The 15,924-nt window shown below is 63.3% G+C and carries 15 protein-coding genes and 1 tRNA gene; 5 read left to right on the forward strand and 11 right to left on the reverse strand.

The window, feature by feature from the left end; all coding sequences use genetic code 11:
* Window positions 1-12 precede the first annotated feature (12 nt).
* From LB538_RS20275 to dprA, 4 genes are all read left to right on the forward strand, one after another.
* The gene (locus LB538_RS20275) at window positions 13-978 is read left to right on the forward strand and encodes an aspartate carbamoyltransferase catalytic subunit (protein WP_140696184.1); all 966 of its coding nucleotides are present in this window, start codon (window positions 13-15) and stop codon (window positions 976-978) included.
* A complete protein-coding gene (locus tag LB538_RS20280) occupies window positions 975-2,261 on the forward strand; it encodes a dihydroorotase (protein WP_224528895.1) in 1,287 nt (428 codons plus the stop codon). The genes LB538_RS20275 and LB538_RS20280 overlap by 4 nt, the downstream gene beginning before the upstream one ends.
* A gap of 186 nt (window positions 2,262-2,447) precedes the next feature.
* Window positions 2,448-3,029 (forward strand): glycerol-3-phosphate 1-O-acyltransferase PlsY, encoded by a 582-nt coding sequence (gene plsY / locus LB538_RS20285; RefSeq protein WP_140841235.1) that lies wholly within the window; start codon window positions 2,448-2,450, stop codon window positions 3,027-3,029.
* A complete protein-coding gene (gene dprA / locus LB538_RS20290) occupies window positions 3,026-4,153 on the forward strand; it encodes a DNA-processing protein DprA (RefSeq protein ID WP_224528899.1) in 1,128 nt (375 codons plus the stop codon). The genes plsY and dprA overlap by 4 nt, the downstream gene beginning before the upstream one ends.
* A 32-nt stretch (window positions 4,154-4,185) precedes the next feature.
* Here the strand turns inward: dprA and LB538_RS20295 are convergent, their stop codons facing one another.
* The 3 genes from LB538_RS20295 to LB538_RS20305 all read right to left on the reverse strand — a co-directional run bounded on the left by LB538_RS20295 (window position 4,186) and on the right by LB538_RS20305 (window position 5,873).
* Complete coding sequence (locus LB538_RS20295; protein WP_224528904.1) at window positions 4,186-5,331, reverse strand: hypothetical protein; 1,146 nt, start codon at window positions 5,329-5,331, stop codon at window positions 4,186-4,188.
* A gap of 98 nt (window positions 5,332-5,429) precedes the next feature.
* Window positions 5,430-5,636, reverse strand: a complete 207-nt coding sequence (locus tag LB538_RS20300) for a hypothetical protein (protein WP_224528907.1) — start codon at window positions 5,634-5,636, stop codon at window positions 5,430-5,432.
* A 161-nt stretch (window positions 5,637-5,797) separates the two neighbouring features.
* Window positions 5,798-5,873: transfer RNA gene (locus tag LB538_RS20305), tRNA-Lys, on the reverse strand.
* A 292-nt stretch (window positions 5,874-6,165) separates the two neighbouring features.
* Between LB538_RS20305 and LB538_RS20310 the strand changes: the two genes are divergently transcribed.
* Complete coding sequence (locus LB538_RS20310) at window positions 6,166-6,621, forward strand: BA14K family protein (protein ID WP_224528910.1); 456 nt, start codon at window positions 6,166-6,168, stop codon at window positions 6,619-6,621.
* Between the two features lie 73 nt (window positions 6,622-6,694).
* On the opposite strand, the gene glpK is transcribed toward LB538_RS20310, so the two are convergent.
* The 8 genes from glpK to glpD form a co-directional block, all read right to left on the reverse strand.
* Complete coding sequence (gene glpK, locus LB538_RS20315) at window positions 6,695-8,188, reverse strand: glycerol kinase GlpK (RefSeq protein ID WP_224528913.1); 1,494 nt, start codon at window positions 8,186-8,188, stop codon at window positions 6,695-6,697.
* 92 nt (window positions 8,189-8,280) lie between these two features.
* The gene (locus LB538_RS20320) at window positions 8,281-10,011 is read right to left on the reverse strand and encodes an ABC transporter substrate-binding protein (RefSeq protein WP_224528916.1); all 1,731 of its coding nucleotides are present in this window, start codon (window positions 10,009-10,011) and stop codon (window positions 8,281-8,283) included.
* A 76-nt stretch (window positions 10,012-10,087) separates the two neighbouring features.
* Entirely contained in the window at window positions 10,088-10,375 is a 288-nt protein-coding gene (locus LB538_RS20325) for a DUF2160 domain-containing protein (protein WP_095765318.1), read from the reverse strand.
* Between the two features lie 4 nt (window positions 10,376-10,379).
* Window positions 10,380-11,288, reverse strand: a complete 909-nt coding sequence (locus tag LB538_RS20330) for a carbohydrate ABC transporter permease (RefSeq protein WP_224528921.1) — start codon at window positions 11,286-11,288, stop codon at window positions 10,380-10,382.
* Between the two features lies 1 nt (window position 11,289).
* Window positions 11,290-12,156 (reverse strand): carbohydrate ABC transporter permease, encoded by an 867-nt coding sequence (locus tag LB538_RS20335; RefSeq protein ID WP_224528922.1) that lies wholly within the window; start codon window positions 12,154-12,156, stop codon window positions 11,290-11,292.
* Window positions 12,157-13,224, reverse strand: coding sequence for an ABC transporter ATP-binding protein (locus LB538_RS20340; protein ID WP_224528924.1), 1,068 nt, complete (start codon window positions 13,222-13,224; stop codon window positions 12,157-12,159).
* 10 nt (window positions 13,225-13,234) lie between these two features.
* Window positions 13,235-14,314, reverse strand: coding sequence for an ABC transporter ATP-binding protein (locus tag LB538_RS20345; RefSeq protein ID WP_224528926.1), 1,080 nt, complete (start codon window positions 14,312-14,314; stop codon window positions 13,235-13,237).
* A gap of 39 nt (window positions 14,315-14,353) precedes the next feature.
* Window positions 14,354-15,880, reverse strand: a complete 1,527-nt coding sequence (glpD, locus tag LB538_RS20350) for a glycerol-3-phosphate dehydrogenase (protein ID WP_224528927.1) — start codon at window positions 15,878-15,880, stop codon at window positions 14,354-14,356.
* Window positions 15,881-15,924 lie beyond the last annotated feature (44 nt).

The following is a 15,924-nucleotide window of genomic DNA, read 5'->3' on the forward strand; positions in this document are numbered from 1 at the left end:
CAGCGCCTTGAGATGACCGACGCTTCGTCCCTGCCGCTCTTCCCCCACCGCCATCTTCTGGGCATCCGCGATCTTTCCCCCGCCGATATCGAGCTGCTGCTCGATCGGGCGGACCAGGCCGTGGCGATCTCGCGGCAATCGGAAAAGAAGACCTCGACGCTGCGCGGCCGCACCCAAATCAACCTGTTCTACGAGGCATCGACTCGCACGCAGTCGTCCTTCGAGCTCGCCGGCAAGCGTCTCGGAGCCGACGTCATGAACATGTCGGTGGCGAGCTCCTCGGTGAAGAAGGGCGAGACGCTGATCGATACGGCCATGACCCTCAACGCCATGCGCCCCGACATCCTGATCATCCGCCACCAATCGGCGGGCGCGGCTGCCCTGCTCGCCCAGAAGGTCGGCTGCTCGGTGGTCAATGCCGGCGACGGCGCGCACGAGCACCCGACGCAGGCGCTGCTCGACGCGCTGACCATCCGCCGCGCCAAGGGGCCGCTGTCGAAGCTGATCGTGGCGATCTGCGGCGACATCCTGCATTCGCGCGTCGCCCGCTCCAACATCATGCTTCTGAACGCGCTTGGCGCGCAGGTGCGCGTCGTCGCGCCCTCGACATTGCTGCCGTCTGGCATCGACAGGATGGGCGTGATCGTGTCGCGCTCGATGGCCGAAGGCCTTAAGGACGCCGACGTGGTCATGATGCTGCGCCTGCAGCGCGAGCGCATGGAAGGCGCTTTCGTGCCGTCGATCCGCGAATATTTCCGCTATTTCGGCCTTGATGCCGAGAAGCTGAAAGCTGCCAAGGACGATGCGCTGGTCATGCATCCCGGCCCGATGAACCGCGGCGTCGAGATCGCCTCCGAGATCGCCGACGGACCGCAAAGCGTCATCCAGGAACAGGTGGAGATGGGGGTCGCCGTGCGCATGGCGGTGATGGAAGCGCTGCTTGATCCGCGCCGCAACCATGAGGGGCGCGGCGCATGAGCGTGACCATCTTCAGCAAGGCGCACATTGTCGACCCCTCGCGCGGCGTGGACGAGATCGGCAGCGTCATCGTCGACGGCCGCAGAATCGTCGCTGCCGGGAAAGCCGCGTTGAACCAGGGCGTGCCGGAAGGCGCCACCGTCGTCGACTGCGCCGGCAAGACGATCATTCCAGGCCTTGTCGACGCGCGCGTCTTCATCGGCGAGCCAGGCGGCGAGCATCGCGAGACCATCGCTTCGGCAAGCGTCGCCGCGGCGGCGGGCGGCGTCACCTCCATCGTCATGATGCCGGACACCGATCCGGTGATCGACAATGTCGCGCTGGTCGAATTCGTGCTGCGCACGGCACGCGACACCGCTAGCGTCAACATCTTCCCGTCGGCAGCGATCACCAAGGGCCTCGAAGGCCGCGAGATGACCGAGTTCGGCCTGCTGCGCGAGGCCGGCGCCGTCGCCTACACCGACGGCCGCCACACGATCGCCAATGCGCTGGTGATGCGCCGGGCGCTGACCTATGCCCGCGATTTCGGCGGCGTCATCGCGCACGAAACGCAAGATGCCAATCTCGCCTCGTCCGGCGTGATGAACGAAGGGCTCTATGCGAGCTGGCTCGGCCTGTCCGGCATTCCGCGCGAGGCGGAGCTGATCCCGCTGGAACGCGACCTGGCGCTGGCCCGGCTGACCGGCGGCGCTTATCACGCGGCAAAAATCTCGTCGGCGATGGCGGCCGGCGCGGTGAATCGGGCAAAGACCGATGGCGCCAACGTCACGGCCGGCGTCGCGATCCACAATCTGTCGCTCAACGAGAACGACGTCGGCGAATACCGCACCTTCTTCCGGCTGACGCCGCCCTTGCGCGCCGAGGACGACCGGCTGGCGATGATCGAGGCGATCAAGGACGGCACGATCGACATCATCGTCTCCTCGCATGACCCGCAGGACGTCGACACCAAGCGCCTGCCCTTCGCCGACGCCGCCGCCGGCGCCATCGGACTGGAGACGCTGCTGGGCGCGGCGCTTCGGCTTTACCACAATGGCGACGTGCCGCTGTTGAGGCTGATCGAGACGCTGTCCACGGCGCCGGCCAGACTGTTCGGCCTGCCGGGCGGCACGCTGAAGCCGGGGGCGCCGGCCGATCTCGCGGTCGTCGATCTGGACGAGTCGTGGATCGTCAGCGAGAGCGGTCTGCGCTCACGCTCCAAGAACACCTGTTTCGAGGGCGCACGCCTGCAGGGCACGGTCCTGCAAACGGTGGTGGCGGGCCGCACGGTGTTTTCCGCATAAGCCACCGCATCGCTTAAGCCCTGCTCAGCCTGCCCGGCATAGACTTGCTTGGCGAACCCTCCCGACTCTACCATTATGATAAATTCACGCCCAAGCAGGGCCAGCACTTGCAAACTATGGTTGCATCGCGCACAGTGCATCAATCATAGGGCGATCAACCGGGCGGCAGGAAATATGGGGGAAACAATGGGTTACGTGATCGCGCTCGTCTTCGGCTATCTGCTCGGCTCGATCCCGTTCGGGCTTCTGATCACCCGTGCGGCCGGGCTCGGCGATGTCCGCCAGATCGGCTCCGGCAACATCGGCGCGACCAATGTGCTGAGGACGGGTAACAAGGGCCTTGCTGCCGCAACACTGCTGCTCGATGCGCTGAAAGGCACTGCCGCGGTGCTGATCGCCAGGCATTTTTCGCCGGACTTCGGACTGTTGGCCGGTTTCGGTGCCTTTCTCGGCCACCTCTTCCCGGTCTGGCTCGGCTTCAAGGGCGGCAAGGGTGTCGCCACCTATCTCGGCGTGCTGCTTGGCCTTGCCTGGCAAGGCATGCTTGTCTTCGCCGTCGTCTGGCTCGCAATGGCCTTCCTGTTCCGCTATTCCTCGTTGGCGGCATTGGCGGCCGCGGTGGTCGTGCCGATCGCGCTCTATGTCACAAGCACGCCGCAGATCGCGGGCCTGTTCGCGCTGATGAGCCTGATCGTCATCGTCAAGCATCGAGCAAACATCTCGCGGCTGCTCGCCGGCACCGAGGGCAAGATCGGGGCGAAGGGATGAGCGCCCTGGCTGCCGGCCCGCGTCTCAGCGATCGGCAGCGGCTTGCCTGGCTTCGCCTGATCCGCACGCCCAATGTCGGCCCGGCCTCGTTTCGCGAGCTGATCAACCGCTTCGGCTCGGCCGAAGCCGCGCTTGAAATGCTGCCCGAATTGATGATCTCCGGCGGCGCCAATCGCATCGTCCGCATCCCCTCCATCGCCGAGGCCGAAGCCGAGCTGGAGGCCGCGCGGCGCGCCGGCGCCCGCTTCGTCGGCGTCGGCGAGGCCGATTATCCGCCCCTGCTGAAGACTCTCGACAACCCGCCGCCGTTGCTGGCGGTAAAAGGCGAAGGCGCGGTCTTCCGCTTGCCGGCGGTGGCGATTGTCGGCGCTCGCAATGCCTCGCTGGCCGGCATCAAGATGGCGCGCATGCTGGCGGCCGATCTCGGCCGAGACGGCTACGCCATCGTTTCCGGCCTGGCGCGCGGCATCGACACGGCCGCGCACAAAGGCAGCGTTTCGACCGGCACAGTCGGCGTGCTGGCCGGCGGGCTCGATGTCCCCTACCCGCCCGAGAATGCCGGCCTTTGCGATGAGATCGCCGATCGCGGCGGCGCCATTGTTTCCGAGATGCCCTTCGGGTGGCAGCCGCGCTCCCAGGATTTCCCACGCCGCAACCGCCTGGTCGCAGGGATGGCGCTTGGACTGGTGGTGGTTGAGGCGGCGCAGCGCTCCGGCTCACTGATCAGCGCGCGCCTTGCCAACGAAATGGGCCGGCTGGTCTTCGCCGTGCCGGGCTCGCCGCTCGATCCGCGCGCTGCCGGCTGCAACGCGCTGCTCAAGGACGGCGTCACGCTGGTCACTGAAGCCGCCGATATCCTTAGCGCGCTGGCGCCGCTTGCCGGCGCCCGGCTTCCAAGAACCGCCCCACTTGCCGAGGCGCCCGACATATCAGCCATGCCGCCGCCAGGCGAAAACGACCGCGCCGATGTGCTGGAAGCGCTCGGGCCTACGCCGATCGCGGTGGACGACATTATCCGCCACACCGGCATGAGTGCAGCGCAGATATCGATGGTGCTGCTTGAACTCGACCTTGCGGGACGACTTGAGCGTCACGCCGGCGGGAATGTGTCGCTGATCGCGTGACCTGCGGCCTTCAGTTCCGGGTTTGGATCCTCCTACCGGAACAAATATTTCGACACTTCGGGATTGCCGCGGCGCCACATCACATTGTCGAGGAAATAGTGGTGCACGTTGATGAAGATCAGCACGATGAAGAAGAACAGCGACGAACCGAGCACCTGCTTGTCGTAGGGAACCAGGGCGGTCAGCACGAAGGGGATCAGCCAGAAGCCGAGATAGCCAAGCGCGCCGCCCCCAATGATGAATCCCAGCACCCGCAGCCTGTAGCGGGGCCCGAGCACGGATAATATCTTCGGCTCCGGATCCCGCGCGGCATCCGAGACGTCACGCTCGACATTGGTTTGATAGCGCCACACCACGGCCAGATATTGCAGCGAGTGCAGCGCCGGCACCACGAGCAGCCAGAGCGGGTTAATCCTGGCGATCAGGATCCAGAGATAGAGCGAGGCGACATAGGCCACGATGCCGTTGTAAGGCAGTCCGCCGGCATTCCTTCGCCAGCGGTTGACCAGCATGAAAAGCGTGGCCGCCGTCGATCCGACGGCCGCCAGCACGGCAATGTCGGTGATCCATGACGGCGCCGCGAAGGTGTAATATTGAAGGCCGTAATATTGCCCCTGCGTCACGGCCGTATTCGTCTGCAGCCAGGCCAGGATCCACACCGCATAGCTGTTGACGAGCAGCACCTTCTTGTCCCGGTCGTCGAAGAATTTGCGCTTCAGGACGGCGTCGACCATCAGCATGCCGTAGCCTTGCTTGACGTAGTGCCAGCCGACGAAGAAGAACATCGCGTTGGCCGCGAAGCCGAGCAGCCGCGTGTTCGACGTCGCCGCGCCATAGGCAAAGAACAGGGCCATGACCACTGGCACGATGACGCCGGCGAAAATGTAGCGGAGCTGCAGGCTTCTGTCGTAGCCCTCGCCACGCGCCTTGCGGCCGAAATTGCGGTAGAAAATCTGGTAGGAGTGGGCGAAGTGCGGATAGTTCACCAAATAGGCCACGACGACCATCGTCGCGGCCAATGAGCCTTCATACTCGCGCGGCACCAGGAACAGCAGTGGCAGGATCAGAAACGCGCTGCCGCCGAGCATCAGGAAATCGGCGACCGGGCCGAAAAGATATCTGCCCGGCGGCGTCGCCGCCTTGGGCGCCTGTGAATCTACCGAAAGGTCAAGTGCCATCCTGGAGCCTCCCTCGGAGGCGCCGAGTTTAACCACGACCCCATCCAGGGACAAGGCAACGCGGCAGGATCTCTCTTGCCTTCGGGCAAGTCACCCCGTTACGCTGAGGCGTTCGAAGCGATCTTCATCAGCCGCTTTCTGGCCTCCGCCACTCGCTTCTTCTCCGACCTTATGCGGTCGCACAGCGCGAGATTGATCCCGACGCCACATTCTTCATCCAGCATTTCTTTTGCATGATTGAGCGAAGTTTCTGCGCGCTTGACGCGCAGCCTGGCCCTGGCCAGTTCCAAGTTCAGTACGTCCACTGTATCCGCATCCCAGATTGCGGTCCCTTCAACAGGGAAACAGCCGCGCGCAAGCTTTTGTTCCGATTGCCGGAGACGCAGACAAATGTGCTGCTTCGATCGCCCCGGACATGGAAGCGCCCGTGGGTCGGATCTCGCATCTATTTGGGTGTTAAAAATTTTGGTGAGCGCGATGGGATTCGAACCCATGACCTACTGATTAAAAGTCAGTTGCTCTACCGGCTGAGCTACGCGCTCCCGTGGGCTCGGAACGCCGCCCTCGAAATTGCGCGGAACATAGGGAGAGTGCCGCGGCCGGTCAACCGGAAAAAGACGGGCTTCCAAGGCGGATTTCTTGAACGGATTCGAAGGGACGCCGCGGGTGAACGGCTTTCGATGCCTGCGCCAATGGCCCGGCCTGGGGCTGCTTCAGAAAGCCCTACAATAACAATGGGCTGACACAATGGGCTGATGCTGGAACGGGAACCATTGCAATTCGGGCCCGTTTCGCAAAACAGGACGTCCCCATCAACCATCGAGGAGAAGATCAATGAACAAGATCGCATCCGGCCTGTTGGCAACCGCTCTCTCGGCGTCGTTCCTCGCGGCGGAGATGTTGCCGGTCAACGCTCAGCCAGCTTATGTACCGCAACCCCAGGGCCTGTCGTCAGATCTTCAGACCGTGCAGTATCGGGACTGGAGAAGGCACCGCAGCTTCAACCGGGATTTCTCGCGTCGTGGTGACGCCGTCTACTGGAACGGCCATCGCGGCTATCGCGAGTATCGCCGCGGCTATCGCCGGCATGGCGACTATTGGTTTCCGCTGGCAGCTTTCGCCACCGGCGCGCTGATCACCGGCGCGATCGTCAACAGCGAGAACAACCGCGTCTATCGCGGCAACTCGCACGTGCAGTGGTGCTACGACCGCTACCGCTCCTATCGCGCCTCGGACAACACCTTCCAGCCTAACAACGGCCCGCGTCAGCAGTGCGTTTCGCCCTACTGACGGCCTCCAGTCAGTACCCAGGGTCGTTGACTGAGCCCGTGCCTCGATAGGCACGGGCTCTCTCGTTCCAACGTTAGCGGGAGCTCAGCGTCCTGCGCACCGCGTCGCGCCATCCGACCAGTTTGGCACCGCGCGTTGTGGCGTCCATCTGCGGCTCGAAGCACCGCTCCAGCGCCCAGCTCTTGGCGAATTCTTTCGCTTTCGGCCACACGCCGGCCTTTGACCCGGCAAGCCAGGCCGCGCCCAGCGCCGTCGTCTCCAGTATCGTCGGACGGTCGACCGGTGCGTCGAGAATGTCGGCGAGCCGCTGCATGGTCCAGTCGGATGCCACCATGCCGCCGTCGACGCGAAGCACCGTCTTGGCCGAAGCGCCTTTCCAGTCCTTGCGCATGGCGTCGAGCAGGTCGCGCGTCTGGAAGGCGACCGATTCGAGTGCCGCGCGCGCGAACTCGGCCGGGCCCGAATTGCGCGTCAACCCGAAGATCGCGCCGCGCGCATCCGCGTCCCAATGCGGTGCGCCGAGGCCGACGAAGGCCGGCACCAGATAGACCTGCTGCGCAGGGTCAGCGGCCGCAGCCAATACTCCGCTCTGCTCGGCCTTGCCGATCACCTTGATGCCGTCGCGCAGCCACTGCACGGCTGCGCCCGCGATGAAGATCGAGCCTTCCAGCGCGTAGGTTGTCTTGCCGTTGAGCCGATAGGCGATGGTGGTCAAAAGCCGGTTCTTCGAACGCACCAGATCGGCGCCGGTGTTGAGCAGCGCGAAGCAGCCGGTGCCGTAGGTCGATTTCATCATGCCGGGCTCGAAACAGGCCTGGCCGATGGTCGCCGCATGCTGGTCGCCGGCCACCCCGAGGATCCGCATCTCGGCCCCGAAAAGGCTCTTCTCGGTGACGCCGAAATCGTCGGCGCAGTCCTTCACCTGCGGCAGGATCGCGGCCGGAATCTTCAGGATCGAAAGCAGCTCGTCGTCCCAGATATTCTTCTCGATGTTGTAGACCAGCGTGCGCGAGGCATTTGTCGCGTCGGTGGCGTGCACTTGGCCGCCGGTCAGCCGCCAGATGAGAAAGCTGTCGATGGTGCCGGCAAGCAGTTCGCCCCTCTCGGCGCGCCTTCTGGCACCCTTCACCTTGTCCAGCATCCAGGCGATCTTGGTGCCGGAGAAATAGGGGTCGAGCAGCAGGCCGGTCTTCTTCGTGAATGTCTTCTCCAGCCCCTGCTTCTTCAGCTTCTGACAGAGCGGCGCGGTGCGCCTGTCCTGCCAGACGATCGCGTTATGGATCGGCTTGCCGGTCGCCTTGTCCCAGATGACGACGGTCTCGCGCTGGTTGGTGATGCCGATCGCGGCCACATCCGAAGCCGTGCGGCCGGCGGCCTTCAAAGCCGCTTTCGCCGTGGCGAGAACGCTTGCCCAGATGTCTTCCGGGTCATGTTCGACCCAGCCGGAAGCCGGATAATGCTGCGTGAATTCCTGCTGGCCGGTGCCGGCGACTTTCATCTTGTCGTCGAACAGTATCGCCCTGGTCGAGGTCGTTCCCTGATCGATGGCCAGCACAAAACCGCTCATTCCGCATCCCTCCGCTTCTCATGCAACAGGGGAGACGGCAAAGCCGCCTCCCCTGCACTTCCTACATGGGCAAGCACGCCCGCGTCATGCAGTTACTGCTGCTGCCAGCTCTTCACCAGTTCGTCGTAGTTGATGGTGACCGGCTTTTCCTTTTCGTTCTCGATCTTCAACTGAGGAGCGAGATTGCCTTTCTTGACCGCGTCGGCGTTCCAGTAGGCAAGATCGTGCTCTTCGGCCATCTTCGGGCCGATGTCGCCCTGGACGCCCGACTTCTCGATGCGGCTCATGACCTTTTCCTGCTCGGCGCAGAGCGAGTCCATTGCTTCCTGGGCCGACTTGGCGCCGGACGAGGCATCGCCGATCGCTTGCCACCAGAGCTGCGCCAGCTTCGGATAGTCAGGCACGTTGGTGCCGGTCGGCGACCACTGGACGCGGGCCGGCGAGCGATAGAACTCGATCAGGCCGCCGAGCTTCGGAGCGCGCTCGGTGAAGCTCTTGTCGTGGATCGTGCTCTCGCGGATGAAGGTCAAGCCGACATGGCTCTTCTTCACGTCGACCGTCTTCGAGGTGACGAACTGCGCGTAGAGCCAGGCGGCCTTGGCGCGATCGTCAGGCGTCGACTTCATCAGTGTCCAGGAACCCACGTCCTGGTAACCGAGCTTCATGCCGTCCTTCCAGTAGACGCCGTGCGGCGACGGCGCCATGCGCCACTTCGGCGTGCCGTCGTCGTTCAGCACCGCCTTGGCGCCGGCGTCGACCATCGAAGCGGTGAAGGCGGTGTACCAGAAGATCTGCTGCGCGACCCCGCCCTGCGCCGGCACCGGGCCGGATTCGGAGAAGGTCATGCCCTGGGCTTCCGCCGGAGCGTAGGCCTTCAGCCAGTCGAGATATTTCTGGATCGAGTAGACCGCGGCCGGGCCGTTGGTATCGCCGCCACGCGCCGTGCAGGAGCCGACAGGACGCGATTTCTCGTCGACCTTGATGCCCCATTCGTCGACGGGCAGGCCGTTCGGAATGCCCTTGTCGCCATTGCCGGCCATGGACAGCCAGGCGTCCGTGAACCGCCAGCCGAGTGACGGGTCCTTCTTGCCGTAGTCCATATGGCCGTAGACCTTCTTGCCGTCGATCTCGCGGCCGGTGAAGAACTGGGCGATGTCCTCATAAGCCGACCAGTTGACCGGAACGCCTAGGTCGTAGCCGTATTTGGCCTTGAAGTCGGCTTTGTTCTTCTCGTCGTTGAACCAGTCGTAGCGGAACCAGTAGAGGTTCGCGAACTGCTGGTCGGGGAGCTGATAGAGCTTCTTGTCGGGCGCCGTCGTGAACGACGTGCCGATGAAGTCCTTCAGATCGAGGTTCGGATTGGTGACGTCCTTGCCTTCATTCGCCATCCAGTCGGTCAGGTTGCGCACCTGCTGGTAGCGCCAATGCGTGCCGATCAGGTCGGAGTCGTTGACCCAGCCGTCATAGAGGTTCTGGCCGGTCTGCATCTGGGTCTGGATCTTCTCGACGACGTCGCCTTCCTGGATGACGTCATGTGTGACCTTGATGCCGGTGATGGCGGAGAAGGCCGGTGCCAGCACCTGTGACTCGTATTGGTGCGTGGCGATGGTTTCCGAAACGACCTTGATGTCCATGCCGGCGAACGGCTTGGCTGCGTCGATGAACCACTGCATTTCCTTTTCCTGGTCGGCGCGTGAAAGCGTCGACAGGTCGCCTATCTCCTTGTCGAGAAAGGCCTTTGCCTCGTCCATACCGGCATAGGCATGGCCCACTCCCACCAAAAGGACAAGGGCTGTCGTCGATGTTAGAAATTGCCGTCGCATGTGTCTCCTCCAGTCTTAAGTTGCAAGTGCGATCCGGGGCGGCCGCCAGCACGCGGCCGCTCCGGCTATTCCCCCTCTATACGTATCGGAACACGCCAACGGCGTAGACCACGGAGAGAGCGAGAGCCCACCACAGGTTGGGTCCAACCAGACCCAGCCAAGCGAGATGGATAAATGCGCTGCCAAGCAGCGACAGGAACAAACGATCGCCGCGCGTCGTCTCGAAGCGCAGCACCCCGATGCGCGGATGACCGCCGGGCGAGGCATATTCCCAGACGCCCATGCCAAAGAGCATCAGCACAATGACGATGAAGAAGGCGGCCGTCGGCCACGTCCACGCCATCCAGGAGAAGTCGAGATTCATGGCTTTAGACCCTCCCCAGGGCAAAGCCCTTGGCGATATAATTTCGCACGAACCAGATGACCAAGGCGCCGGGGATCAGCGTCAGCACGCCGGCGGCGGCGAGCAGACCCCAATCCATGCCGGCGGCAGAGACCGTGCGGGTCATGGTGGCGGCGATCGGCTTGGCGTCCGTCGTGGTCAGCGTGCGCGCGATCAAGAGCTCCACCCACGAGAACATGAAGCAGAAGAAGCAGGCGACGCCGATGCCGCTCGCGATCAGCGGCATGAAAATCTTCAGAAAGAAGCGCGGGAAGGAATAGCCGTCGATATAGGCGGTCTCGTCGATCTCCTTCGGCACGCCGGACATGAAGCCTTCGAGGATCCACACCGCGAGCGGCACGTTGAACAGGCAGTGCGCCAGCGCCACGGCAATATGGGTGTCGATCAGGCCGAACGCCGAATAGAGCTGGAAGAACGGCAGCGCGAACACCGCGGGCGGCGCCATGCGGTTGGTCAAAAGCCAGAAGAACAAATGCTTGTCGCCGAGGAAGCGGTAACGCGAGAAGGCGTAGGCCGCCGGCAGCGCCACCACCACCGATATCACCATGTTCATCACCACATAGGTGATCGAGTTGATATAGCCCGAATACCACGAAGGGTCGGTGAAGATGGTGCGATAGTTCGCCAGTGTCGGATTATGCGGGAACAGCGTCAGCGACGACACGATCTCCGCATTGGTCTTGAAGCTCATGTTGATGAGCCAGTAGATCGGTAGCAGGATAATGATGATGTAGACCGTCGGCACGATCCACCACCAGCGCGATTCCTCGCCGCGACGGCGCATCAGCTTCGCCACCTCGTCCTGCGACAGCGTGCTGCCCACTTCGGTGACCGCCGTCTCGCTCACGCGCGTCGTTTCGTTGGCACCCGCCATCTCAGCGCTCCGCGTCGTAGTTGGTCATCACGGTGTAGAACACCCACGATAACAACAGGATGATCAGGAAGTAGACCAGCGACATCGCCGCCGCCGGGCCGAGGTCGAACTGGCCGAGCGCCGTCTTGACCAGGTCAATCGACAGAAAGGTGGTCGAATTGCCGGGACCGCCGCCGGTGACGACGAAGGGCTCGGTATAGATCATGAAACTGTCCATGAAACGCAACAGCACGGCGATCAGCAGCACGCGCTGCATCTTGGGCAGCTGGATGTAACGGAACACAGCCCAGCGCGAGGCGCCGTCGATCTTGGCAGCCTGGTAGAAGGCATCGGGAATCGAGACCAGGCCGGCATAGCAAAGCAGCACGACCAGGCTGGTCCAGTGCCAGACATCCATGATGATGACGGTTACCCAGGCATCGATCGGATCCTGGACGTAGTTGTAGTCGATGCCGAGCGCGTTGATGTAGTAGCCGAGCAGGCCGATGTCGTTGCGGCCGAAGACCTGCCAGATCGTGCCGACGACGTTCCACGGAATGAGCAGCGGCAGCGCCATCAGCACCAGGCAGACCGGCACGCCCCAGCCCTTCTTCGGCATGTTGAGCGCGATGAAGATGCCGAGCGGCACCTCGATTGCCAGGATGATGAAAGAGAAGATCAGGTTGCGCACCATCGCTTCCCAGAAGCGGTCGGAGTGCAGCAGGTCCTCGAACCATTCGGTGCCGGCCCAGAAGAAGACGTTGTTGCCGAACGTGTCCTGCACCGAATAGTTGACGACCGTCATCAGCGGGATGACGGCCGAGAACGCCACCAGCACCAGCACCGGCAGGACAAGGAACCAGGCCTTGTTGTTCCAGCTCTTGTCCATCTATGCCCCCATCTCGACGCGCCAGGAATCGGCATAGATGTTGATGCCGGCCGGATCGAAGCGGACTTTCGGTTCGGCCGGCACTTCGTCATCCTCGCCGATCACCGCGGCGATCTCCCTGCCCTCGAGATTGGCGCGAACCACCTTGTGGCGGCCGACGTCCTCGACCTTGCTGACCTGCACCGTCATGCCCTCGCGGCCGAGCCGCACATATTCGGGACGGATGCCGAGCTCGACGGCGCCGGCTTCAGCCTTGGGCACGCCCGGCAATTCGATGCGCTGGGCGCCGAGCTTCGCCATCCTGCCTTCCAGCGCAACCGGCAGCACGTTCATGCCCGGCGAGCCGATGAAATAACCGACGAAGGTGTGGCGCGGACGCTCGAAAAGTTCGGCAGGCGTGCCGATCTGCACGATCTCGCCGTCATACATGACCACGACGCGGTCGGCGAAAGTCAGCGCTTCGGTCTGGTCATGTGTGACATAAACCATGGTGTAGCCGAAGCGGCGGTGCAGCTGCTTCAACTGCGAGCGCAGCACCCACTTCATATGCGGGTCGATGACCGTCAGCGGTTCGTCGAACAGAATGGCGTTGACGTCGGAGCGCACCAGGCCGCGTCCAAGCGAGATCTTCTGCTTCTGGTCCGCGGTGAGCCGGCGCGCCTTCCTGTTCGCCATCGAAGCGAGATCGATCATGTCGAGCGTCTCGCGCACCTTGCGGTCGACATCGGCTTCCGGCACGCGCCGGTTGCGCAGCGGGAAGGCCAGATTGTCGTAGACGGTCATGGTGTCGTAAATGACCGGGAACTGGAACACCTGCGCGATATTGCGCTCCTGCGTCGACAGCCTGGTCACGTCCCGGCCATTGAACAGCAACTTCCCGTGCGAGGGGTGCAGCAGTCCCGAAATGATGTTGAGCAAGGTGGTCTTGCCGCAGCCCGAAGGCCCGAGCAGCGCGTAGGCGCCGCCATCCTCGAAAGTATGGTGCACTTCCTTCAGAGCGAAGTCGGAATCCTTCTGCGGGTTGGGCAGGTAGGAGTGGCGGATGTGGTTGACCTCGATGCGCGCCATCGTTTTCTCCTCAGGCCGCCAGCTTCGACGCCGTCACGGCGCGGCCGTTATGGTCGAATACCATGATGTGGCGCGGATCGATGAACACCTCGACCTCGTCGTCCGTCTCGAAATCGAGAATACCATGCGCAAGCATCACCCAGCGCGCATCGGCGAAATCGAGATGGACGAAGCTTTCCGAGCCGGTGATCTCCGTGATGGTGACCTTGGCCCGCACCGGCACGGCGCCGGCGTTCGGCCGCTCCAGCGACAAATGATGCGGCTGAAAGCCGATCGTGTAGCTGGCGTCCGCAATGCCGGCGAGTTCCGTCGGCACCGGCAGCTTTACGCCGCCTTCGAGCAGGAAATCCGGCCCTTTCTTGGAGAGCACGATGGTGTTGAGCGGCGGATCCGCGAAGGTCCGGGCCGTCACCAGGTCGACGGGCTTGCGGAACACTTCGACCGTCGGGCCAAATTGCGTGACGCGGCCTTCCGAAAGCGTTGCCGTGTTGCCGCCGAGGAGCAGCGCTTCGTGCGGCTCGGTCGTCGCATAGACGAAGATCGTGCCGGCTGCGGCGAAGATCTTCGGCAATTCGGCCCGCAATTCCTCCCGCAGCTTGTAGTCGAGATTGGCCAAAGGCTCGTCGAGCAACACCAGGCTGGCATTCTTGACGATAGCGCGGGCAAGCGCGGTGCGTTGCTGCTGGCCGCCGGACAGGCTGAGCGGCGTGCGCTCGAGATAAGGCGTGAGCTTCAAGAGCGCCGCCGCGTTGCGCACCTCCTTGTCGATCTTCGCCTGCTCGACGCCGGCGACCCGCAGCGGCGAGGCGATGTTCTCGTAGACGGTCATCGCCGGATAGTTGATGAACTGCTGGTAGACCATGGCGACGTTGCGCTTCTGCACCTTCTGTCCGGTGACGTCCTTGCCGTCGAACCAGACCGAGCCGGAAGTCGGCGCGTCGAGGCCAGCCATCAGCCGCATCAGGCTGGTCTTGCCGGAGAGCGTCGGCCCAAGCAGGACGTTCAGCGAGCCGTGCTGAAGCGTCAGCGACACGTCGCGGATGTGCTCCTGCGCGCCGACGGTCTTCGTCACGTTCCTCAATTCCAGCATCACGCCTCCTCCCAGGCCTTGCGCATCAGCGGCCGATCCTTATTCCGCCGCCGCGACATGGCGGCTGCTCAGTCCGCGCATGAATTCTTCCAATGCCGCCGTCTGCTCGCGGCTGAAATGCAGGCCGCGCTTGGTGCGGCGCCACAACACGTCCTCGGCGGTGACTGCCCATTCATTTTCGGCCAGATAGCGAACTTCCGCCTCGAAAAGGTCGGCGCCGAAATTGCGGCCGAGATCGGCATTCGACTTGGCGAGCCCGAGCAGCCTTTCCGCCCGCGTGCCGTAGAGCCGGGTGAAGCGGCGCGCCAGCCGCTGGTCGAGGAACGGATAGGCGCTCTTCAGCCTGGCAACCTGGGCATCGAAGCCGGTCGCGGCGAAATCGCCGCCGGGCAGCGGCGCATCATGCGTCCACGGCCTGCCGCGCTTGCCGAGAAAACCTTCGATCTTCTCCAACATCGATTCCGCCAGCCGGCGGAAGGTGGTGATCTTGCCGCCGAAGGCGTTGAGCAAGGGGGCAGCACCCTCCCCGCCATTGGCCTTCAGCACATAGTCGCGCGTTGCTTCCTGCGCCTTCGAAGCGCCGTCGTCATAGAGCGGGCGCACCGCCGAATAGGTCCAGACGATATCGGACCGCTTCACCGGCTGCGCGAAATATTCGCTTGCCGCAGCGCACAGATAGTCGATCTCGGCGTCGGAGATCTTCACCTCATGCGGATCGCCCGGATAGTCGCGATCGGTGGTGCCGATCAGCGTGAATTCTTCCTCGTAAGGAATGGCGAAGATGATGCGGCCATCCTTGTTCTGGAAGAAATAGGCGCGTGGATCGTCGAACTTCTTTCCGACTACGATATGGCTGCCCTGGACGAGGCGGACATTGTGGACCTCGTTCTGGCCGACCGCGGTCGAGAGCACGTGATCGACCCAAGGGCCGGCTGCATTGACGAGAAGCCGCGCGCGGACCTCTTCGGTCTCCCCGGTAAGCACATTCTGCACCTTCACGGTCCAAAGCGCGCCGTCGCGCCGCGCGCTGACGACTTTTGTGCGGGTGCGGATAATGGCACCCCGGTCGGCGGCATCACGCGCGTTCAGCGCCACCAGGCGCGCGTCGTTGACCCAACCGTCCGAATACTCGAAAGCCTTGCGGAACAATGGCTTGAGCGGCTTGCCTGCCGGATCGCGGGTCATGTCCAGCGTCTTCGTCGCCGGCAACAGCTTGCGCCCGCCGATATGATCGTAAAGGAACAATCCCAACCGGATCAGCCAGGCGGGCCTGAGGCCCTTGGCATAGGGCAGCACGAAGCGCATCGGCCAGATGATGTGCGGCGCGTTCTTCCACAGAACCTCGCGCTCCATCAGCGCCTCGCGCACCAGCCGGAATTCATAGAATTCGAGATAACGCAGGCCGCCATGGATGAGCTTGGTCGAACCGGAGGAGGTCCCGCTGGCGAGATCGTTCATTTCGGCAAGGTAAACTGAAAATCCGCGGCCGACGGCATCGCGGGCTATGCCGCAGCCGTTGATGCCGCCGCCGATGACGAAAATGTCATGGATCGGAGATGCGTCCAAAGATTCCTCCAACGATTTCGCATTGCACCATTTTTGTGTTTTAC

The organism is Mesorhizobium sp. Ca11 (genome assembly GCF_020165275.1).
Lineage (GTDB): Bacteria > Pseudomonadota > Alphaproteobacteria > Rhizobiales > Rhizobiaceae > Mesorhizobium.